Genomic DNA, 23,318 nt, shown 5'->3' on the forward strand with positions numbered 1-23,318 from the left:
ATGCTACTACTTGCGCAGATACGGGTGAATCGGCCGACATATGTTGAGAAAATGGGTCGTAGGGGTATCCGAAAACCCTAAAAAGCGATATGTTTGACATGAATGGCTGCGATCGCAACGCGAGGCCTTCTCCTACCGAATGCTAATTTAGGGGTTCACAGATGTCCCATTCAAAGTTTGCGGTGCTGGCGTTTGCGCTTGCTGGCACCCTGTCGCTGACTTTGCTTGGCGTGCCTGCTGCCCATGCGGTCAGTGCTGATGCCGCCGGGCAGGCTAACGCTGCCGCCTCGCTGAACGCAGATGCCGACGGCTTCATCATCAACGCCGACGGCGTGCTCGTGGGCTACACCGGTGGTGCCAGCAAGGTGCGTATCCCCGAGGGCGTCGCCGAGATCAGCGCAAATGCCTTTAATGGCACGAGCCTGACGAGCGTGTGGATCCCCGCGAGCGTGCGCGCAATCGACGACTATGTCTTTTCAGGCCAGCCGCTCACCGAGGTTACCTTCCAGGATGACGACGCCCACCCCTCGCAGCTGGAGACGATCGGGGATCGCGCCTTCGCAAACACGGCGCTCGAACACATCACCCTGCCCCGTTCTCTCACGATGGCGGGCCTGGAGACTTTCAGTGACATGGCAAAGCTGCGCTCCGTCCACGTCGGTCCGAAGGTGTCGGCCCAGGGCCTGTTCGCGGCATTTGCGCGCACCCCGCTCTTGGAGAGCATCGACGTCGACGATGCCAACCAGAACTACCAGAGCCTCGACGGCGTCCTGTACACGAAGGGCCTGACGCACCTGGCGACCTACCCGGAGGCGAAGAACGCCGGTGGTAGCTACGCGATTGCCGAGGGGACCTCGACGATCGACGAGGGAGCCTTCACATCTGCGCAGATCACCTCCGTGACTCTGCCCTCGACCCTGCGTCGTGTGGAAAAGGCGGCGTTCGCGAGCTCGCAGGTCACCTCCCTGACCCTGCCCGACGGCTTTGAATCTATGGACGACATGGCGTTCTGGTACATGCCCAAGCTGGAGCGCGTCGACCTGGGAGGCACGACGGCCGTGTCGGACAGCGCCTTCCGCTACGATAAGACGCTCGCCGAGGTGAACTTCCGTTCCGACCTGGGGCGCCTCACCAGTGTGGAGGACTACGCGTTCGAAGCCGCGACGATCACCTCGGTCACGGTGCCCGAATCGGTGACGAGCATCGGGAAGTTCGCCTTTTCCGACAACAGCTACCTGACCCGCGTTCACCTGGGCTCGGGCCTGACCTCCATCGGGGAAGGCGCGTTCGTCGGGGCGACGTCCCTGGCCTCGCTGAGCGTCGCACCCGCCAATCCCGTCTACTCGGTGGACAGCGGCGTCCTGTACCAGAAGTCCATCGGGGGCAGAATCCTCGTCCTGTCTCTGCCCACGAACGGGGCCACCGAATTCACGGTTCCTGGCGGCACGGTCGCGATCGCTGACTACGCCTTCTCGAAGAACATGTCCCTGCGCCGCGCCGTCCTGCCCGAGGGCCTGACCACGATCGGATTTGGCGCCTTCGACGGCTGCGATAACCTGACAGACATCGTCATTCCCGACTCGGTGACCGTGGCCCGAGGCCTCGTCAACAACGGCCTGGACACCGTCGAGCTGGGTTCGCAGGTCACGGAACTGTGGATGACTCCGCGCGATACCACCACCCCGCGCCACATCATCGTGCGCGGCGGCAATGATGGCGAGTTCTACTACGAGGGCAAGGCCACCAACGGACGTCCCGACAGCGCGTACTTCGGCGAGGGGATGACCAGCTTCACCTTCTGGTTCGACACGCCCCGCGTCCTGGTCCTGCCTTCGACCGTGAAGGAGCTCAAACTCGCCGAGGATATGGCGGCCGACCTCAAGGCCGACACCGCCGTTTACGTCGCGGCTCCCAGGGGCTCGAAGGCGTGGACGCTCACCGAGGCGGCCATGAAGGAAGCCGGGTACAACACGGCGGCCCTCTTCGAGTACACCAGCCCGCAGGTCGCGGTGTCGGGGGATGGAATCAACGAGGCTGGCTCCGGGTACACGCTCACGACCTCCGTGAGCACGCCGACGACCGTGAAGGTCTCCGCTCAGGCCGGTGTCCTGGGCACGCGCCAGATGCGTGTCGTCCAGATCGAGCCCGACGGGCGTGAAACCGTCCTGCAGGACTGGGCCGCGATGTCAGATAGCTCGGACACCGCCACCTCGACGGGCTCCTTCTCTTGGACTCCGGCCAGCGACGGCATCGTCGCGCGTATCGACGTGCGTGACGAATCGAAACTCGTGAGCTCGACGACCGTGACCTTCAAGGCCTCCTCGGCCTCGGCACCCGCCCAGGGACATTGGGTGCGCAGCGGTCGTAGCTGGCAGTACCACTACGCGGATGGTACGCGCGCCACGAGCACCTCGCTCGTGGTCGACGGACATACCTACCGCTTTACTGCCAAGGGAAACATGCGCACCGGCTGGTTCTTCGAGGGGGGCGTATGGTACTACCACGGCCCCTCGGGCGAGCAGGCCTCCGGTTGGGTTCTTGATGGCTCCTCCTGGTACTACCTGAACCCGGCCACCGGGACGATGCAAACCGGATGGCTTAAGGATGGTTCGTCCTGGTACTACCTGAGTCCGGCCACCGGAATGATGCAGACCGGATGGGTCAAGGATGGTTCGTCCTGGTACTACCTCAATCCCACCACCGGCAAGATGATGACGGGGTGGCTCAAGGAAGGCGGTGCCTGGTACTACCTGAAGACCGGAAGCGGCGCGATGGCCACGGGCCGACTGCGCATCTTCTGGACGTGGTACACCTTCTCTGAGACGGGGCAGCTGATCAGCTAGGTTGCCGCTGAGACTGACCGTCCAGGCCCGCACCCCGATTCGCGTTGGGTGTGCGGGCCTGGTGTCTGTCAAAGCGGTTAAGCGCCAAAATTCCCAGGGTTTTTTCAGGTTGTCTTGCTGTTGTCGCAAGGTTCGATCCTTACACTGAATGTCATCGCAAGGGAATACGGCACGGACCATGAGGGTCCGGGACATGCCGACGAGATTTTTCGAGGAGCTTTCTGGGAAAACTTGCACTGTGTTGATGGGATAAGCCGAGGGGCCGACCGTAAGGTCGGCCCCTCGGCTTACATTCGGGCCTGCACAAAATGTCAGTGTGTGGACACTGGGCCATCTATCGGACATGCATACTGCACAACTGGAAGAACTTTCGCATAATGGGACGGCGCGTCACCCGGACGCGCACCAGATCGTCATCTCGTCGATACGTAAGTGAGCCATTGATGACCCATCACTCCACCCCGGCACTCGCGCTCGCCGCAGCCCTCGCCCTGACCGGCGTGAGCGTCCCGGCACTCGCAGCGAGCCCGCAGCCGGGCGGTGTCCTCCCCGCCAACCCCACCCACGCCTCGTCGAAGGACACGCAGTCGGGTACACGAGTCGAGGACGCGCTGCTGTCCATCCGCCAGGCCGAGGCCGGGGGAGCGACCCTGCCCGACGCCTCGTCCGCGCAGGAGGCGGCCGACGACACCCCGACGACAATCATCGTCCAGCTGGAGGATGGAACAGCCGGTAGCTCCACGCAGGCCATGCGCGACGACGTGAAGGCCCGCATCGCCTCCGCTGTCGCGGGAATCGTCCCCGGTGCGCAGGTCACAACCGTGCGCGAGTACACCAATGCGTTCGTCGGCTTCGCCATCGAGGCGCCCGGCTCCGCTCTCTCCGCGATCCAGAAGGTCGAGGGCGTCAAGACCGCCTTCAACGAGGGCGTCCACAAGCCGATGGACACCGGTGCCGAGGGAAGCGGTGCGCCCGTCCTCAAGAACGCCTCGTCCCTGGCGATGACGCGCGCGAACGAGGTCGTCCTCAAGGGCGATCGTCAGGTCATCGAAGTCATCGACTCTGGCCTGCAGACCGACCACGACGCCTTCGCCGGCTCGATGGACGGCGTGGATGTGCGCATGAGCCAGGCCGACGTGCAGGCCTTCGCGGGCAAGCTCCCGCACGGCGGAGCGGGCACGTACGTCAACAGCAAGATCCCCTTCGCCTACGACTACGCGGACAACGACGCCGACGTCGTGCCCCATTCCGAGAAGGACCTGTCCCACGGTACGCACGTCACCGCGATCGCGGCCGCCAATGCGGACGTCCTGCAGGGCACCGCGCCCCACGCGCAGATCGTCGTCGCCAAGGTCGCCTCGGACGAGGACGGCTCGATGCTCGACAGCGCCCTGCTGGCGGCCCTCGATGACGCGCTCGTCATCAAGCCCGACGTCATCAACCTGTCCCTGGGCGACGACTCCGGCATGAGCAGCGACGCGGGCAGTGTCTTCGCCGGCGTGTACGAGAAGCTCGCCGCCGCTGGCATCACCGTCAACGCGGCGGGCGGTAACGCCTTCTCCAACGCCTATGGCAACAACTCCGGCCAGAACAAGCCGTTCGCGACCGACCCCGACACGGGCACGCTCGGCGAACCCGCCTCCTACAAGTCCACCCTGGCCGTCGCCTCCGTTGATAACCAGGAGGCCCTGTCCTACGTGAGCCTGGGCGATCGCACAATCGCCTACCGCACCGCCCTCAACGGTCAGGGCGAGGCCGTGCGCGGCCTGCGCGACGTCCCCGAGAAGACCTACCGCATCGTCGACGCCGGCGCTGGCGGCACCGACCGGCTCGAGCAGTACGCGGGCACCGACCTCTCCGGCGTGATCGTCCTCGAGGATAGGGGCGGTACGGACTCCCGCGACGGCTCGGCGATGACCGAGGAGCTCAAGGCGCGCAACCTGACGGCCCTCTCACCGGCACCCGCGGCCCTCATGGTCGCCGATACGGATGAGGCATACACGCCCTACCAGGCGATCCTCGGCTCGACCACGTCGATGCCGACGGTGACCATCACCAAGCGTGACGGGGAGGCGATCCGCGAGGCCTTGGCCGCCGCCAACGGAGCCGACGTCACCGTGACCGTCACGCACTCCGGCATCGTGCTGGCCTCGAACAACCCGACGGCCTCGGAGTTCTCGGCGTGGGGTGTGGCCCCCGACCTGACCCTCAAGCCTGAGATCGCTGCCCCCGGCGGCGACATCATGTCGGCCTACCTCGGCAACGAGTACCAGCGCCTGTCGGGCACCTCGATGGCATCCCCGCAGGTCGCGGGAATCAGCGCCCTCGTGCGCGAGCGCCTCGCGGGCGATCCTGCCTTTTCTGGAATGAGCGCCGAGCAGAAGAACGCAGTCGTCACCAACCTCCTCATGGGCACCGCCCACCCGCTCATCGACGTCGAGCTGAGCGACGGCACCTACTACTCGCCGCGCAGGGTCGGCGCGGGCGCCGTCGACGCGCTCGCAGCGACCACCGCAACCGTCTACCCGACCGTCGTCGGCGCCGCCGATCCCTCCCGGCCCAAGGCCGACCTCGGCGACGGGACGAAGGGCTGGACCTTCCAGGTGCAGCTGACCAACCTCTCCGACGCTGCCTACACCTACACTCTCGGCGGCCAGGCGCTCTCCGAGATGGTCGAGGGGGGCCTCTTCCTCGAGCACTCGCAGAACTGGGTGGGCGCAGGAATCTCGCTGACCTTCTCCGGTGACGGCGTCGCCGAGGCCGGGGACGCCCAGCAGATCACGGTCCCCGCGATGTCGAACGCCACCGTGACCGTCACCGTGACCCCCGAGTCCGAGTTCGCGGCCTTTGCCTCGGAGAACACCCCGAAGGGCACCTTCATCGACGGCGCCGTGACCTTCACGAGCGAGGACGGGACCCCGAGCCTGACCGTGCCCTACCTGGGCTTCTACGGCTCGTGGGGAGCCCCGGACGTCTTCGACGGCAAGTGGTCGGACGACGAGACGACACCCGTGCACGTCTTCCGTTCTGCGCTGGTCAACGCGCACTCGTCCATCCCGCTGGGAGCGCTGAACCCGCTGTCGGACAAGCAGGACTCGAACCTGGTCACCACGATCAACACGCAGCGCCTCATCACCTCGCGTGCCAAATGGGCGGGCGCCCCCGACAGGATCGCGCCGATGACCGGCATGCTGCGCTCGGTCCCGTCTATGTCTGTCACCTACCGCAACTCCGCGGGCGAGTTAGTGCGCTCCTACACGATCAACCGCGTGCGCAAGTCCCTCTACGACCTCGAGACCGGCTGGACGAAGCCGGGTGAGTTCGCCGGTGAGGAACCCTTCTTCGATGGCTACGACCAGTCCGGCAACGAGCTGCCCGACGGCGCCTACACGGTGACGATCGAGGCTGCGACGGATGGTCCGTCCTCGCACACGCACCAGATGAGCTACGAGTTCACGCTGGACACGCAAGCACCCGTCATCTCCAACCTGACGGTGAGCGGCGAGGGCGATGCCCGTACGGTGTCCTTCGACGTCACCGACGCCTCGCCCGTGGCCGGCATCGACTTCCACGAGGATGCCGACGGCACCTGGTACTACCGCAAGCTCGTCGAGGATGACGGCGAGATCCTGGCCGACGGCACGCATCGCTACCACTTCGCCGTGCCCGTCTCGGAGCTGAAGGCCGCCTGGGCGCAGCAGGGACGCACGGACGAGGCCCCGGTGACCCCGTACCTCTTCGCCTGGGACTGGGGCGTCAACCCCGCCAAGCAGGAGGTGCGCCTCCAGGGCGATCCGACTCCTGCTCCGACCCCGGCACCTGAGCCGACGGTGGATCCGACGCCCGCTCCCGAGCCGACGCCCGCTCCCGAGCCGACTCCGGCTCCGAGCGTGGATCCGTCCCCGGTGCCCGCGCCCCAGGGTGGGGCGTGGATCAGTGATTCGGTCGGCTGGTGGTACCGCTACGCAGACGGTTCGTACCCCAGGAACGGTGCTGCCCTCATCGACGGAGCCACCTATCGTTTCGATGCCAGCGGATACATGCGCACCGGCTGGGTGAGCGAGGCTGGTTCGTGGTTCTACCACGACGCTTCGGGTGCTCAGGCGAGTGGCTGGGTGAAGGATGGTGCGTCCTGGTACTACCTGGATCCGGCGACGGGTCGCATGGTCACCGGTTGGCTGCTTGATGGGCTGACCTGGTACTACCTGACACCCGGCAGTGGCGCGATGGCGACCGGTTGGGTCAAGGACGGCTCATCCTGGTACTTCATGCACTCCAGCGGCGCGTTGACGACCGGGTGGCTGCGCCAGGGCTCCTTCTGGTACTACCTGAGCACCGACTCGGGTGCCATGTACACGGGCGGGCACTGGATCGGCTGGAAGTGGCACTACTTCGCCGAGAACGGCGAATGGAACGGCTGAGGCCTAACGCGCAGCACTGACAGCGCGTAACGCAGTGTGCGCCCCCGGGAAACCGGGGGCGCACACTCGTATTGGGATCACTCAGTTATCTGCGGGGTTAATTTCCCAGGATATTCTCAGCTCACCTTGCCATTGCCGCAAGGTTGGGTCCCTACAGTAGGTGTCATCACAAGGGAATACGGCACGGGCCACACGGGCCCGAGCAATGCCGACGAGACATCATTGAGGAGCCTTCTGGGACAACTTGCACTGTGTTGATGGGATACGCCGAGGGGCCGACCACGAGGTCGGCCCCTCGGCGTATCTGCACCTGGAGCGACTCGGGGGAACTGTGGGTGAAAAGTGCTATGCGTTGGTGTGGTGGCGCCGTGGTCTATGCTGCGAAGTCTGTGCGGTGGGGTTTTGTGGTGGGGCCTGTGGTGCGTATTTCCTACGGCGGAAGTTGTCTTCTGGATAGGAACGGCTCTTCTGGATAGGTTATTTTCCTATCCAGAAGCCGATGACCTATCCAGATCGTCGTTTCCTATCCAGTTCGTTGGTGCTTGCCACCTTCGGTGGCTTCTGAAGTGGTAGTGCTGAGGGGGTATTACGCGAAACCCTCTCAACGCGTGTTGCCGGCGTGTCGGACCCTTGTGTCGTGCAATTCCGTCGTTGATTGAGGTAATCCGTCACGTGACTTCCCTCGGACCCTCATGCGGCGCCCCCGCTGAGCGGTGTCACCGCCAGCTGATTGGGGAGTTGTGGTGTCCACAACGCACATCACCAGGGTAAAATCGCCCACAATAGGCCGCGCAAAAGCCGGGGCGCGTCAGGCATATTTCCCAACGCACCCCGGCCTCGTCTTTTGGAGACTCTGAGTGCTACTCAGAGGCGCTCAAAGCCAGCGTCCCACGCGGCGCGCATGGGGTTCGCGTCTGCGACCAGCTGATCGAAGCGCAGGTCGGCGATGTCGATGACCTCGCCGAGTGCGAAGCGAGCCTCGCGGGCGGGGGAGTGCTCGACGCGACGCCAGCCCGAGGACAGCAGATGCTTGCGGTCCACCACGTTGTCCACGCAGATGACCAGCGGGCGGCCAAACTTCTCGCGGTAGGCGGCAGCCAGGGCGCGCAGCTCCTCGGCTTCTTCGGAGGACACCTCGCCCACGGACAGGGATGAGGTATCCGAGCTGGCCTGCTCGTCGCCCGCACCATCGAGGACCAGGGAGACGACGTCCGTGTAGGACGCGATGAGCTCCTCGGCCTCCTCGGGGCTGGCCGCCAGGACCGCGTCCTCGAAGGAGGATCGCAGCTCAGACACGGAGGCGAAGGGACGAGATTCCCAGGCGCGCTCGACCGGCCACGTGTGCGACGAGAACATCGAGGCGAAGGTCGCGACGAACTGGTCGCGATCCATTGCGTTGACGTCGTCCAGGTTGATCTTCTTGCCGTCCACCACGGCCACGTCCGGCGAGGCCTGGCGTCCGATGTGGAAGAACAGGATGTTGAGGATGATGGCCGTCAGCGAGCCGATGGTCACGCCGGAGCCGAAGATGATCTGCAGCCAGGAGGGCATGACCGAGACGATGCCGGGCTTGAGAGTCACGAGGAGGGCTAGGCCGATCGACGTGGAGACGATGACGGCGTTGCGGTTGTCGCGCAGGTCAACCTTCGCCAGGGTCTGGATGCCGACGACGGCGACGTTGGCGAACATCGCCAGCGAGGCGCCGCCGATGACAGGGGAGGGGATGGCGGCGACGATGGCCGCGGCCTTCGGCAACAGGCCCAGGATGATCATGAAGACGCCCGCGGCGGTGACGACCCAGCGGGACTTCACGCGGGTTAGGCGCACGAGGCCGACGTTCTGCGCGAAGCAGGTGTAGGGGAAGGAGTTGAGGACGCCGCCCAGCAGCGTGGATAGGCCGTCGGCGCGCAGGGCGTTAGCGATGTCGCGCGGGGCGATGCGCTTGCCCACGACCTCGCCGGTGGCGAAGACGTCGCCCGTGGTCTCCACGGCGGTCACAGCCATGACGATGATCATGGCGAGGAGCGCGGTGGCGGAGAACTTCGGGATGCCGAAGTAGAAGGGCGTGGTGATGCCCAACCAGCTGGCTTCTCCCACGCCCGAGAAATCGGTCTTGCCCATCACGAATGCAACGCCCGTCATGATAACGAGGGCGAGAAGGACGGATAGGGTCCCGATGAAGCCCTTAAAGAGGCGCTGGATGATGACGATGATCGCGATCGTTCCAAAAGCGAAGCCGAGTGCCTCGAATGTTGCGGTTGCCTTCGCTGCATCACCGGTGGCCTGATCTGCCCAGGCGACGATGTCTCCGGCGGAGACAGACAGGAGCGTCGTGCCCATGACGGTCAGGAGCGTACCCGTGACGATCGGCGGGAAGAATCGCAGGAGCTTGGCGAAGAAGGGCGCCACCAGGAAGACGATGAGGCCGACGGCGATGATGGAGCCGTACATGGTGGCCAGGCCGGTCGTCGGGTCGGCGCCGGGCGGCGTGGCCGCTGCTCCGATTGCGATGAGGGGGGAGACGGCGGTGAAGGTGACGCCCTGGATGAGGGGGAGCTTCACGCCAATGAAGCGGCCGATGCCGGCCGACTGGATGATGGTGGCGATGCCACAGGTAAGCAGGTCTGCGTTAATGAGGTGGACCAGCGTATGGTTGTCGAGCCCGAGGCCGGAAGCAATGACGAGCGGGACGACCACGGCGCCCGCGTAGAACGCGAGGACGTGCTGAATGCCCAGAATGGTGAGTTTCCCAAAGGGAGGGACTTGATTGACGGGGTGGGGAGCGGACGAGGGGCTTGATGCCATCTGTGTCTCCTGGACCTTTATCCAAGTGTTGAAGGGACCCCTCCATTCTCTGCGATCGGGATAAGTGTTGTATGAGTTATTTAGAAAGTGTGGCGAGTGATATGTTCCGGGTGCTTTTCGTTTACGATGTGAACAAAGCTGGACGTATGCGGGAGGGAGGTCGGTATGTCGCGCAATGGTCGTCCTCCGTCGATGGCGGACGTGGCGGAGATGGTCGGTGTCTCGCATCAGACGGTGTCTCGCGTTGTGAACGGCAAGGGGCGCGTATCGCCTCGGACACGTGAGCGCGTGCAGGCCGCGATTGAACAGCTGGGATACCGCCCGAACTCGGTTGCCCGCGCCCTGGTGACCGCCCGCTCGGGCATTATCGGCGTCGTGACCACAACCTCGGCCCACTTCGGTCCCTCCTCGATGCTGGTGGCCCTGGAGGTCGCCGCCCGCGAGGCCGGGCTTTTCACGTCGGTTGTGGCCCTCGATCGTTTCGGTCCCGACGACGTGGCCAGTGCCTTCGACCACTTCTCCTCCCTGGCGGCCGAGGCGATCGTGGTCATCGCGCCGGTGGATTCTCTTGCCGAGACCGTGGCATCGCAGGGCGCGTCTGTGCCGGTTGTTGCGGTCTCCGGCGGGCGCACGTTCGGTCGCGGGGTGTCGGTCGTTCACGCGGACCAGCGCGGAGGTGCGCGCGCGCTCGCGGAGCACCTGATGACGCTCGGTCATCGCGATATCGCCTGCGTGGCGGGTCCTCAGGAGTGGTTCGAGGCGCGTGAACGCGTGGCCGGGTGGCGCGAGGCGATGGTCCAGGCGGGTCTGCCGATGCGCGAGCCGCTCGTCGGCTCGTGGGAGGCGCGCTGGGGGTACGTTGCAGGACAGAACATCGTCGAGGATGACCTGCCTGATGCCGTCATGTGCGCGAACGATGAGGTCGCGGTCGGCCTCCTCCGAGCCTTCGCCGAGGCCGGGGTGAGTGTTCCGGGTGACGTGTCGGTCGCGGGTTTCGACGACGTGCCGATGGCCGCCTACGCGGGGCCGGGGCTGACGACAGTGCGTCAGGATTTCGCGGACCTTGGGCGCTGCGCGCTTGAGGCGGTCAGCTATGCGCTCGACGGTGAATCGGTGGACACGTACGTGCGTCCAACGCGCCTCGTTGTGCGCGGTTCGACGGGAGTTTGCCCTCGTTAGAGGCTCTTTTTTGTATTCTTGCTTGCCTTATGCGCGGGTGAGTGTTAACGTTAACCCATCCGATGGTTATCGGCGCTCAGTGAGGAGTACGAATGGATCGCCGCAACCCCGACACATGGACCCCCGAATTCGCGCGCGAGATCGAGCGCGTTCGTGAATACGTCGCCACCCTGCATGCCGAGCTGCCCCGCTGGGGCCTCGTTGTCTGGACGGCAGGAAACGTCTCCCAGCGAGTGCGCGGCGAGGCCGAGGACGGCAGCCAGGACCTCCTCGTCATTAAACCCTCGGGTGTGTCCTACGACGACCTGAACTCCGAGGCGATGGTCGTGTGCGACCTCGACGGCAACCTCGTACTGGGGGAGGGTGCGCCCTCCTCGGACACTGCCGCGCACGCCTACGTCTATCGCCACATGAGTGACGTGGGCGGCGTCGTGCACACGCACTCCACCTACGCCACCGCATGGGCTGCGCGCGGAGAGGAGATTCCCTGCGTCCTGACCATGATGGGTGACGAGTTCGGCGGTCCCGTCCCTGTCGGCCCCTTCGCTCTCATTGGCGACGACTCGATCGGGCGCGGCATTGTTGACACCCTGCGCGAATCGCGCTCGCCGGCGGTCCTTATGCGCAACCACGGCCCCTTCACGATTGGGCGCGACGCGCGTGCAGCCGTCAAGGCCGCCGTCATGGTCGAGGAGGTCGCCAAGACCGTGCACGTCGCCCGGGTGGGCGGGCCTCTCGTTCCCATCGAGCAGCAGCACATTGATTCCCTCTACGACCGCTACCAAAACGTCTACGGACAGCACTGACATCAAAGGAGATTTCACCGTGACCAGTTTCTACGAGGATCGCGAGGTCTGGTTCGTCACCGGCAGCCAGGACCTGTACGGCGAGGAAACCCTGGCGCAGGTTGCGCAGCAGTCCCAAGAGGTCGTTCGCCTGCTCAACGAATCCGACCTGCTTCCCGCGCCGATCGTGTGGAAGCCCGTCCTGAAGGACTCCGACGCCATCAAGCGTGCGATGCTCAAGGCCAGCGCGGACGACCGTGTCCTCGGCGTCATCTCCTGGATGCACACCTTCAGCCCCGCAAAGATGTGGATCCGCGGCCTCGAGGTCCTGCGCAAGCCCCTGCTGCACCTGGCGACCCAGGCTAATGTCGAGATCCCCTGGGGCAGCATCGACATGGACTTCATGAACCTGAACCAGGCAGCGCACGGTGACCGCGAATACGCCTACATCCTGACGCGCCTGGGCCTGGCTCGCGCCACGGTCGTCGGTCATGCCTCGCAGGACAGCACGCGTCGCCGCGTCGCCAACTGGGTGCGCTCGGCCGGCGGTTTCGCGGCGACCAACGAGCTGCGCGTCGTGCGCTTCGGCGACAACATGCGCAACGTGGCCGTCACAGAGGGTGATAAGACCGAGGCTGAGCGCCGCCTCGGCGTCTCGGTCAACACGTGGTCGGTCAACGACCTCGTGGCCGTCGTTGACGCCGTGGACGAGGGAGCCATCGACGCCCTCGTGGCCGAATACTGCGAGGGTTACGACGTGGCCCCCGAGCTGGCCCCGGGTGGTGATCGCGCGGAATCCCTGCGCTACGCCGCCCGCGAGGAGATCGCGCTGCGCACCTTCCTCGAGGAGCGCGGGGCGATGGCCTTCACGACTAACTTTGAGGATCTTGGCGGGCTTCGTCAGCTCCCCGGCCTGGCCGTGCAGCGCCTGACCGAGGCCGGCTACGGTTTCAGCGCCGAGGGGGACTGGAAGACTGCGGTCCTCGTGCGCGCCGCGAAGGTGATGGGGGAGGGGCTGCCTGGTGGCGCCTCGCTCATGGAGGACTACACCTACAACCTCGTTGAGGGCCAGGAGATGATCTTGGGCGCCCACATGCTTGAGGTGTGCCCCTCGCTGACGAATGCCCGTCCGCGCATCGAGATTCACCCCCTGGGTATCGGGGATCGCGAGGATCCCGTCCGCATGGTCTTCGATGCGGCCCCGGGACGCGGCGTCGTTGTCGCCATGTCCGACATGCGCGACCGCTTCCGCCTCACCGCGAACATTGTCAATGTCATCGAGCCTCCCCAGCCGATGCCCAAGCTCCCTGTCGCTCGCGCGATGTGGATCCCCGAACCTGACTTCTACACCTCCGTCGAGGCGTGGCTGACAGCGGGCGGAGCGCACCACACGTGCATGTCGACGCAGATTGAGCCTGAGGTGTGGGAGAACTTTGCGGCGCTGGCGCACATGGAGCTTGTGGTTATCGACGAGTTGACGACGCGACGCGACTTCGCCTCCGGCGTGCGCTGGAACCAGGCGTACCACCGCCTCGCTGAAGGGCTGTAAAAAACTCCAACCTCGGGAGTATGCCGTGTTTTCTACGGTGCACTCCCGATACTATCCTTCGTGTGTATGTCCGTTCTTAAAATTGTGAACGTTAACAATTGTTATTGGAACGTTATCAATTGGGCGATGCGAGGGTGACCCCTCTCTCATATGGTAAAAGTTGTCAGACCACACGATGGACGTGTGGAGACGTGACACCCGTCGACAGTGATGTCGAGGAAATAAACAGGAGATATTCCATGAAGACACGTGGTTTCTTTGGCAAGTTCGCAACGGTTGCGGCCACCTTCGCGGCCGGCGCCCTTGCACTGAGCGGATGTGCGGGCGGCGGTGCCGGTGGCGCCTCCAGCTCCGATAGCGGCGCTGCGGCCTCGAACGGCGGCAAGGTTAAGGTTGGCGTCGCGATGCCGACCCAGACCTCGGAGCGCTGGATCGCCGACGGCAACGCGGTGAAGGAGGGCCTGGAGGCGGCCGGATACGAGGTTGACCTCCAGTTCGCGAACGACGACATCCCCACCCAGACCCAGCAGATCGACCAGATGATCACCAACGGTGCCACCATCCTGGTCATCGCCTCCATCGACGGCACGGCCCTCTCGAGCCAGCTCGACACCGCGGGTTCGAAGAACATCCCGGTTATCGCCTACGACCGCCTCATCCGCGACAACGAGAACGTTGACTTCTACGTCTCCTTCGACAACTTCAAGGTCGGCGTCGCACAGGGCAACGCCCTGCTGTACGGCCTGGGCCTGACCGATAAGGACGGCAAGAAGCTCGATAATGCACCCAAGGGCCCGCTCAACATCGAGCTCTTTGCTGGTTCGCCCGACGACAACAACGCCAAGTTCTTCTTCGACGGCGCCATGAGCGTCCTCAAGCCCTACCTCGACGACGGCACCCTCGTCGTGAAGTCCGGCCAGACCAGCTTTGACCAGGTTGCCATCCTGCGCTGGCAGCAGGAAGTCGCCCAGAAGCGCATGGAGGACCTGCTGACCTCGACCTACGGCGGCGGCTCTGAGCCCCTCGCCGGCGTGCTCTCGCCCTTCGACGGCATCTCCCGCGGCATCATCACCGCTCTCCAGGGCGCAGGCTACGGCCCCGCCATCAAGGACGGCCTGCCCATCGTGACCGGCCAGGACGCCGAGATTGCCTCCACCAAGATGATCAACGACGGCATTCAGCAGTCGACGATCTTCAAGGACACCCGTACCCTGGCTGCCCAGGCCGTGACTGTCATCAAGGCGATGGCTGAAGGCAAGGAGCCCGAGGCCAACGACACCACCACCTACAACAACGGTGTGAAGGTTGTGCCCTCCTACCTGCTTGAGGTCGAGACCATCTACGCCGACAACCTCAAGGAAAAGCTCATCGACTCCGGTTACTTCACCCAGGCCGACGTCGATGCGGGCGTCGTGAAGAAGTAAGCGACGACGGGGTGCGGGGCACTCGCCCCGCACCCCACCCCATCCGATTCGAGGAATGTAAACATGACGCAGAACATTTTGGAAATGCGTGACATCGACAAGGGTTTCAATGGCGTGCCCGTCCTCAAGCACGTCAACCTGGATGTCCGCCCCGGCGAAGTTCACGCCCTGTGCGGCGAAAACGGCGCCGGCAAGTCCACCCTGATGAAGGTTCTCTCCGGCGTCTACCCCCACGGGCAGTACGACGGAACCATCATCTTCGATGGCAAGGAAGTCCAATTCCGCTCCATCAAGGACTCTGAGGCGCTCGGCATTGGGATCATCCACCAGGAGCTGGCCCTCGTTCCCTATCTGTCGATCGCGGAAAACATCTTCCTGGGCGCTGAGAAGCCCCGTAAGCTCGGCCTCATCGACTGGCACGAGGTCAACCACCGCGCCGAAAAGGTCCTGGAAAAGGTTGGCCTGAACGAAAACGTGACGACCCAGGTCGGCACCCTCGGCGTGGGCAAGCAGCAGCTCATCGAGATCGGCAAGGCCCTGTCCAAGGACGTGCGCCTGCTCATTCTGGACGAGCCTACCGCCGCTCTCAACGACAACGACTCGGCCCAGCTCCTCGACCTCGTGCGCAGCCTGCGCGACCAGGGCGTTGCTATCGTTATCATCTCCCACAAGCTCGGCGAGATTGCTGAAATCGCTGACCGCACAACGATCCTGCGCGACGGCCAGACCATCGATACAATCGATATGAAAGATCCGGCCTCCACGCAGGGCAAGATCATCTCGCTCATGGTCGGCCGCGACCTCACTCAGCGCTACCCTGAGCGCAACGTGGAGATCGGCGAGGAGGTCTTCCGCGTGGAAGACTGGACCGTCTATCACCCGACCCAGGCTGGGCGCGTCGTGATCTCCGGGGCTTCCTTCAATGTGCGTCATGGCGAGGTTGTTGGCATTGCCGGCCTCATGGGTGCCGGACGTACTGAGCTTGCGATGAGTATTTTTGGTCGCTCCTTCGGGACGCGTATCTCGGGCAAGCTCTTCAAGGACGGCAAAGAGATTACGATCAAGTCCGTCTCGGATGCCATCAAGCACGGCATCGCCTACGCGACCGAGGACCGCAAGCAGTATGGCCTGAACCTTATCGACGACATTCGGCACAACGTGGCCACCGCAGGCCTGTTCAAGCTCTCGCGCCGAGGCCTCGTCGACGGTCACAAGGAACTCGCGGTCGCCGCCGACTACAAGGAACGGATGAACATCCGCTCCAACTCGGTCCTCCAAAAGACCGGCTCCCTGTCGGGCGGCAACCAGCAGAAGGTCGTTCTGTCCAAGTGGCTCTACACGGACGCAGACGTCCTCATCCTTGACGAACCCACGCGCGGCATCGACGTCGGCGCGAAGTTCGAGATCTACACGCTCATCAACAAGATGGTCGAAGAAGGCAAGGCCGTCATCGTCATCTCCTCCGAACTCGAGGAAATCCTCGGCGTCTCGGACCGCATCTACACCCTGGCGTACGGCCGCATCACCGGCGAGGTCAAGGCCGAAGACGCCACCCAGGAAAACCTCATGGAACTCATGACTATCGAACCCGCAAGGGAGGAGCAGAAATGACCGCCGAAATCAGCCTGGTTGACATGATGAAGGCCAACCTGCGTCAGGGCGGCATCTTCATCGCGTTCATCGCCATCGTCGTCCTCTTCTGGGCGTTCAACCCCGACACCTTCCTCTCGTCGGGCAACCTGACGAACATCGTTCTGCAGTACTCCTACATCCTGATCCTCGCGATCGGCATGCTCTTCGTCATCGTCCTGGCCCAGATCGACCTCTCCGTCGGCTCGGTCGTGGCCGTGACCGGCGCCCTCAGTGGCGTCCTCGTCATCAAGCAAGGATACCCCTGGTGGGTCGGCGTCGTTGCCGCCCTCGTCATGGGTATCCTGATCGGTGCGTTCCAGGGATTCTGGGTCGCCTACGTGGGCATCCCGGGCTTCATCGTCACGCTGGCCGGTATGCTCCTTTTCCGCGGCCTGACCTACCAGGTTCTCGACAATGTCTCGCTATCGCCCTTCCCCAAGGGCTACTACAACATTGCCAACGGCTTCCTGAACGGCCTCCTGGGCGGCAACGGCTTTGACGTATTCACCCTGGTGATCTTTGGCGTCGGCGTGGCGGGATTCGCCTACCAGCAGGTGCGCACCCGCCGTGCGCGCATCTCCTACAACCAGGCGGTTGAGGCGATGTGGCTGTTCATCACGAAGATCGTGCTCACTGCCGTCGTCGTCATGTGGTTCGCCTACAAGCTCTCCACCGAGCGCGGCCTACCCATCGTGCTGATCCTCCTGGCGATCCTCGTTCTCGTCTTCGGAACCCTCGCCTCCTCGACGATGTTTGGCCGCGATGTGTACGCGATTGGTGGCAACAAGTCCGCCGCCGCCCTGTCCGGCATCGACGTCAAGAAGGTCACCTTCTGGTGCTACGTAAACATGGGCTTCCTCGCGGGTGTTGCGGGCGTCGTCTACTCGGCTCGTATGAACGGCGCGCAGCCTTCTGCCGGCAACATGTTCGAGCTTGATGCAATCGCCGCCTGCTTCATCGGTGGCGCGTCGACGACCGGCGGTATCGGACGTCTGTCCGGCGCGCTCATCGGTGGCCTAATCATGGCCGTTATGTCCAACGGCATGCAGCTTATGGGTGCCTCCACCTCCACCCAGCAGATCGTCAAGGGAGCCGTCCTGCTCCTGGCTGTCGCCTTCGACGTCTGGAACAAGCAGCGCACCTCGGCCTGAGGCATCGCGAAGCTTCTCATCGGGGCGGGGAGTGGCCATGAGGTTGCTCCCCGCCCTTGTGTATGCCCGCGGGGTGTCGTATGCCCGTGGGGTGACGTGTGTGTCCCGGTTTCTTTCCGTCTCGTGAGCAACCGCGAGGATGGGCGACACGTGCTTCTGAACCAGAATGTGTGGGTGGGGTCTGTGTGCGTCGCCGTCTATGTTTGTCCGTTTCAATGAGAGGGGTGTGTCCTCGGTGTGCGTGAAAGTTCCTGTTATCGAAAAACGTGCCGGTGGCGACGCATTTGAGTTCCGCAGAATTGCAACCACTCGGCAAGTTTGAGTGACCTGTCGCACAGAATTGACGGTTTTTGAGCAAAAAAACGAGATATTTTCGTGAAATCCGCGAAATCTGGCCCTAAAGTCGGCAAAATTGCCAAAGATTTCGTAGTGTGTCATTCGTGGCCACGACAGTGGTAACCAAGAACGAACAGGAATGAGGTTTCTCAATGTCCGTGAACCGTACCGAGCTTGTCGCTCAGATTGCCGAACGCGCCGACCTGACCAAGGCGAAGGCCGACGAGGCCCTGGCTGCCTTCCAGGCCGTCCTCGTTGAGTCCCTGGCTAAGGGCGAGGCCGTCAAGGTGACCGGTCTGCTCTCCGTCGAGCGTGTTGAGCGCGCCGCCCGCACCGGCCGTAACCCCCGCACCGGCGAAGAGATCAAGATCCCCGCTGGCTACGGTGTGAAGCTCTCCGCTGGCTCCACGCTGAAGAAGGCCGTCTCCAAGTGACGCGCTGACACTAGCGAATAGCCTGTGGGGCACGACCGAGTGGTCGTGCCCCACACGCGTCTCTACCGTCGGATGGCGCCAATGGTGTGCAGAGACCTCGTACACGCGGTTTACAGGAAAAACGTGTTGGTTGTGTGGTGACTTGTCGGCTTGCTGGTGGTCGACAATGAACATTGACGGTGGTTGTTTCATTGTGGGAGCGTGGCTGAACGTCTGGCCTGGTATGGGTACTCAGGTTCAGGGCCGCAGTACGCCGAGGCGTGCGAGCTACATGCCAGGCCGGGCACCGTTGTGCCCAACACGCACACCGCCTCAGCCGCAGACCCCCATTATCATTGTTTTTCACCGAGGTGGTCAGCGATGTGGGTGCCGCACCGCCCCGAACCGCGACCTCACCGCCACCCAACGGGGGCATTTGCACCATGAGGGGCGCGACACGCCGGCGACACGCCAAAGGGAGGCTCCTCATGCTGCAAAACCCCCACCATTACCCCTGGTGTCAGGCTCCCTCACTGGTGCAGTGCCGCTCGGTGGGGTGCCGATAAACGCCGGTAGGGCATCACTGACGGGAACGGGGTAGGGGCACGGTCGGCCAGATCCGCGAGCACACCAGCCCAACGGCAGCGCCCTCGACGATGCCTGGGAGCGAGCCGCGACGGGCACTAGGAGGGCGAAGCAGCCCTGCGCCCTTCAGATGCGCATAACGGCCCGACGGTGTGGCTGTCGCACATAACGTTGCCCCCGGCTCGCGTCAGCGGGCCGGGGGCAACGCATGGAGTTCGCATGAACGTGTGTGTTAGGCGTTCACGTCTTCCTTGACGCTCAGCGTCAAGAGCGGGTGGTGGCACGCCACGCGGTGCGTCTCATCCGTGAGCATGGGCTGCACCTTGCACTCCTCGCCAGCGAACGGGCAGCGTGGGCGGAAGCGGCAACCCTCGGGCGGGTTGACGGCGCTCGGCGGCTCGCCGGTGAGCTTGATGGCACTCTCGTCGTGCTTGAACTCGGGGTCCGGCACGGGGATCGAGTCGATGAGCGCCTTCGTGTAGGGGTGCTTCGGGTTCTTGACGACCTCGTGCGCGGGGCCCTCCTCGACGATGCGGCCCAGGTACATGACGCCGATGCGATCGGCCATGTACTGAACGACCGCCAGGTCGTGGCTGATGAACAGGTAGGACAGGCCCAGCTCCTGCTGCAGGTCCTTCATGAGGTTGAGGACCTGCGCCTGGACGGAGACGTCAAGCGCCGAGACGGGCTCGTCGGCCACGATCAGGTCGGGAGCCAGGGTCAGCGAGCGAGCGAAGCCGATGCGCTGGAGCTGTCCGCCGGAGAACTCGTGCGGGTAGCGGTCAAGGATCTCCTCGGTGAGGCCGACCTGCTCGAGGATCTCCATGATGCGCTCGGCGATCTGGCGAGCGTTGCCGGTCTTCTGGATGCTCATGGGCTCGGCCAGGATCTGGTCGATGCGCATGCGCGGGTCCATTGCCGCGTAGGAGTCCTGGAACATCATCTGCACGTCGCGGTGGATGCGCACAGCGTCTCGTCCCTTGAGCGTAGCCAGGTCGCGTCCATCGAGTTCGATGGCACCGCCCGACGGGGGCTCGAGGCCGGCGATAAGGCGACCCACGGTGGACTTACCGCAGCCGGACTCGCCGACGAGGCCGTAGGTCTCGCCCTTCTTGACCGTGATGGACACGCGGTCGACGGCGGAAACGACGCCCTTCTCGCGCTTGAAGAAGCCGGAGCCTGCCGACTCGTACTCGCGCGAGGCCTCCTTGACGTCGAGCAGGACCTCGTGAGAGATCTGCGGGACGACCGAGGCCGTTTCTTCGGCCTTGGTGGAATCCAGCTTGCCCTGGAGAACCGCGGGGGACTCGTCGCCCTCCTGCACCGGGTGGAAGCAGGAGAAGGTGTGGGTCTCATCCCCGCTCAGGTCCGGGTACCCGGCGCGGCACTCGTCGGTGGCCCACAGGCAGCGTGCCGCGAAGCGGCAGCCCACCGGTAGGTTGGTCAGCGACGGGGGAGCGCCTGGGATGGAGAAGAGCTTGGTGCCGGCCGCGAGGGCGCGCTCGGGCAGGGCCGCCATGAGCGAGCTCGTGTAGCGGTGCTTCGGCTCGGTGAACAGCGTCTTCGTCGGCGCGGTCTCGACGATACGGCCGGCGTACATGACGGCGACACGGTCGGTGTGACCGGCCACAACACCCAGGTCGTGGGTGATGAGGATGACGCCCATCTTGTACTCGTCGCGCAGCTCGTCGATGAGGTCGAGGATTTGCATCTGCGTCGTCACGTCCAGGGCCGTTGTCGGCTCGTCCGCGATGAGGATGCGCGGCTTGCACACGAGGGCCATGGCGATCATGACGCGCTGGCGCATGCCGCCCGAGAGCTGGTGCGGGTAGTTATTGATGACGACCTCGGGACGAGGCATGCCGACGCGCTTGAGGATCTCGACGGCGCGTGCGAGCGCTTCCCGCTTCGAGAGCTTCTCGTGCACGCGCAGCGGCTCGCACACCTGAAGACCGATCTTCATGGTCGGGTTCAGAGAGGTGAGCGGATCCTGGAAGATCATGCCGACCTTCGTGCCGCGCAGCTTGCGCTTCTCCTTGAGGGGCAGCTGGGTGAGGTCCTGGCCGTCGAGGATGATCGAGCCGGAGGAGACCTTGCCGCCCTGGGGGAGCAGACCCATGAGGGACAGGGCCGTCATGGTCTTGCCCGATCCGGACTCGCCCACGATGCCCAGGGTTTCGCCGGGGTTCACGTGCAGGTCGACACCCGAGAGGGCGCGAACCACGCCGTTGCGGATCTCAATATCGGTGTGCAGATCTTTGATCTGAAGGAGTGGAGTATTCATAGTTCAGTACTCACCTCTTGCGCAGTCGAACTTCGAAGGCGTCACGCAGGCCGTCGCCGATGAAGTTGAACGACAGGACCAGGAGGATGATGAGGACGCCCGGCGGGTAGAGCAGCCACCAGTTGCCCGAGTAGACGTGCGACTGGCTGTTGGAGAGCATGGCTCCCCAGTCGGTGGCGGGAGGCTGCGCGCCCAGGCCGAGGAACGACAGGTAGGCGACGTAGAGGACGGCGTCTGCGACCTGGAAGGTCGCGTTGACGATGACGGTGCCGATCGTATTTCGGACGATGTGTGTCCGGATTGCTCGAGGCATCGAGCCGCCCATGCCGCGCATCGCGACGACGTACTCGCGCGTGCGCAGGGACAGGGCCTCGCCTCGAATCAATCGGGACGTTCCCAGCCAGGACAGGGCCGACATGATGATGATGAGGACCGGGACGGTCGGCGGGATCATCGTGGCGATCAGCATGAAGAGGAACAGGACGGGCACGGACATGAGCGCGTCAACGATACGCATCATGATCGCGTCGACCCAGCCTCCCACGAAGCCGGCGATCGCGCCGTACAGCGTGCCGATCGTAGTGGCGAAGATGCCGGCGAACAGGCCGACGATGATCGAGGTCTGGCCGCCCTTCATGAGGCGTCCGAGCTGGTCGTAACCGACCATGTCGGTGCCGAGCGGGTGCTCGGCGGAGGGCGGTAGGGCCGAGTTCGACAGGTCCGTGTGGATCTGGTCGGTCACGTAGAACATCGGGCCGATGAACGAGAAGGCCATCAGGATGAGGATCAGGCACACGCCGAAGACGGCGAGCTTGTTCTCCATGAAGACCTGCAGGCCCTGCAGCTTCGTTGACTTGCGGGCAGTGCGCGCCTTGGCCGGCGCTGCGATAGGTGCGGTTGCAGTGGTCATTTGGCACGTCCTGCCAGTCGGATACGGGGATCAGCAAGGGCGTAGAGGAAGTCTGCCAGGAGCGCGCCGATGACGGTCGCGAAGGAGACGATCAGGGCGACGCCGAGGAGAATCGGGTAGTCGCGCCTGCCGGTCGCCTGGTAGTACATGTAGCCCATGCCGTTGAAGTTGAAGAGCGTCTCGATGACGAGGGCGCCACAGAACATCGCGGGGATGTACAGACCGATCATCGTGATGACGGGGAACATGGCGTTGCGCAGCGTGTGAACGAAGACGACGCGGAACTCTGACAGGCCCTTCGCGCGAGCGGTACGCACGTACTGCTCGTTGAGGTTATCCACCATCGAGGAGCGCACGTAGCGTGCGTAGGCGGCGATCGTGCCAATCGACAGCGCGCACACGGGCAGGACCAAGTGATCCCACTGTTCCCACATGACCGACAGGGCCTCGCCCTGCGGTGCGTCGTTGGGCAGGATCGGCCACACCTGCGAGAAGAGGACGATGAGGAGCAGGCCCGCGAAGAAGATCGGCGTCGAGTAAGCCAACAGACACGCAATCGTCACGATGTAATCGGGGGCTTTATTTCTCTTGACGGCCTGCCACACGCCCAGGGGGATCGCGACGATGAGAGCCAGGATGGTGGACAGGAGAGACAGGAAGATGGTGCGCGGCAGGCGGGCAGCCAGCAGGTCGTTGACGGACTGGTTGTGCTGGTAGGAGTAGCCGAAGTCGCCGTGTGCAATTTTGTTCAGGTAGTTGACGTACTGCTCGGGGATGGGCCGGTCGTATCCGTTTTCGTGGTCGAAGGCCGCGAGCTGTTCTTGGGTCGCATCCTTACCGAGTGCTGCTCGGGCTGCACCGCCCGGCTGAGATTGGAGGAGGATGAAGGTGATGATGGTGACCAGGAAGACAACGATGACTGCCTGGCCGAGGCGTTTGAGGATGAATTGGATCATTGCGAACTCCACAGTAAGGGGGCAGGCGCCCGCATGTGCGGGTGC

General features: G+C 64.0%; 13 protein-coding genes. 9 read left to right on the plus strand and 4 right to left on the minus strand.

What is annotated here, in order from left to right; all coding sequences use genetic code 11:
* The first annotated feature begins 161 nt into the window (after positions 1–161).
* Both FOC40_RS04175 and FOC40_RS04180 read left to right on the plus strand, forming a co-directional pair.
* Positions 162–2,843: a leucine-rich repeat protein gene (locus tag FOC40_RS04175; protein ID WP_003794327.1), complete on the plus strand. Its 2,682-nt coding sequence runs from the start codon at positions 162–164 to the stop codon at positions 2,841–2,843.
* A gap of 443 nt (positions 2,844–3,286) precedes the next feature.
* Positions 3,287–7,264, plus strand: coding sequence for a S8 family serine peptidase (locus FOC40_RS04180; protein WP_003794325.1), 3,978 nt, complete (start codon positions 3,287–3,289; stop codon positions 7,262–7,264).
* 864 nt (positions 7,265–8,128) lie between these two features.
* Here the strand turns inward: FOC40_RS04180 and FOC40_RS04185 are convergent.
* Positions 8,129–10,069 carry a solute carrier family 23 protein gene (locus tag FOC40_RS04185; protein WP_003794318.1) on the minus strand — a complete coding sequence of 647 codons (1,941 nt, stop codon included), beginning with the start codon at positions 10,067–10,069 and terminating at the stop codon, positions 8,129–8,131.
* Positions 10,070–10,234: 165 nt separating this feature from the next.
* Here FOC40_RS04185 and FOC40_RS04190 point away from each other — a divergent pair, with 165 nt between their 5' ends.
* The 7 genes from FOC40_RS04190 (at position 10,235) to FOC40_RS04220 (ending at position 18,559) form a co-directional block, all read left to right on the plus strand.
* Positions 10,235–11,248 (plus strand): LacI family DNA-binding transcriptional regulator, encoded by a 1,014-nt coding sequence (locus FOC40_RS04190; RefSeq protein ID WP_231126061.1) that lies wholly within the window; start codon positions 10,235–10,237, stop codon positions 11,246–11,248.
* 92 nt (positions 11,249–11,340) lie between these two features.
* A complete protein-coding gene (locus FOC40_RS04195) occupies positions 11,341–12,054 on the plus strand; it encodes an L-ribulose-5-phosphate 4-epimerase (RefSeq protein ID WP_003794316.1) in 714 nt (237 codons plus the stop codon).
* 19 nt (positions 12,055–12,073) lie between these two features.
* A complete protein-coding gene (gene araA, locus FOC40_RS04200) occupies positions 12,074–13,582 on the plus strand; it encodes an L-arabinose isomerase (protein WP_003794314.1) in 1,509 nt (502 codons plus the stop codon).
* A 239-nt stretch (positions 13,583–13,821) separates the two neighbouring features.
* The gene (gene chvE, locus FOC40_RS04205) at positions 13,822–15,006 is read left to right on the plus strand and encodes a multiple monosaccharide ABC transporter substrate-binding protein (RefSeq protein ID WP_003794313.1); all 1,185 of its coding nucleotides are present in this window, start codon (positions 13,822–13,824) and stop codon (positions 15,004–15,006) included.
* A 63-nt stretch (positions 15,007–15,069) separates the two neighbouring features.
* Entirely contained in the window at positions 15,070–16,617 is a 1,548-nt protein-coding gene (gene mmsA / locus FOC40_RS04210) for a multiple monosaccharide ABC transporter ATP-binding protein (RefSeq protein ID WP_003794311.1), read from the plus strand.
* Complete coding sequence (gene mmsB / locus FOC40_RS04215; protein WP_003794309.1) at positions 16,614–17,789, plus strand: multiple monosaccharide ABC transporter permease; 1,176 nt, start codon at positions 16,614–16,616, stop codon at positions 17,787–17,789. Before mmsA ends, mmsB begins: the two co-directional genes overlap by 4 nt.
* 488 nt (positions 17,790–18,277) lie before the next feature.
* Entirely contained in the window at positions 18,278–18,559 is a 282-nt protein-coding gene (locus FOC40_RS04220; protein WP_003790058.1) for an HU family DNA-binding protein, read from the plus strand.
* 796 nt (positions 18,560–19,355) lie between these two features.
* Here FOC40_RS04220 and FOC40_RS04225 read toward each other — a convergent pair.
* Genes FOC40_RS04225 through FOC40_RS04235 form a run of 3 tightly spaced genes read right to left on the minus strand, consistent with a single transcriptional unit; the run spans position 19,356 to position 23,273 of the window.
* On the minus strand, positions 19,356–21,407 hold the full coding sequence (locus tag FOC40_RS04225) for an ABC transporter ATP-binding protein (RefSeq protein ID WP_003794300.1): 2,052 nt from the start codon (positions 21,405–21,407) through the stop codon (positions 19,356–19,358).
* 10 nt (positions 21,408–21,417) lie between these two features.
* On the minus strand, positions 21,418–22,317 hold the full coding sequence (locus tag FOC40_RS04230) for an ABC transporter permease (RefSeq protein WP_003794298.1): 900 nt from the start codon (positions 22,315–22,317) through the stop codon (positions 21,418–21,420).
* The gene (locus FOC40_RS04235) at positions 22,314–23,273 is read right to left on the minus strand and encodes an ABC transporter permease (protein ID WP_003790045.1); all 960 of its coding nucleotides are present in this window, start codon (positions 23,271–23,273) and stop codon (positions 22,314–22,316) included. The genes FOC40_RS04230 and FOC40_RS04235 overlap by 4 nt, the downstream gene beginning before the upstream one ends.
* Positions 23,274–23,318: the final 45 nt, after the last annotated feature.

It is taken from the genome of Schaalia odontolytica, from assembly GCF_009730335.1.
GTDB lineage: Bacteria > Actinomycetota > Actinomycetes > Actinomycetales > Actinomycetaceae > Pauljensenia > Pauljensenia dentiphila.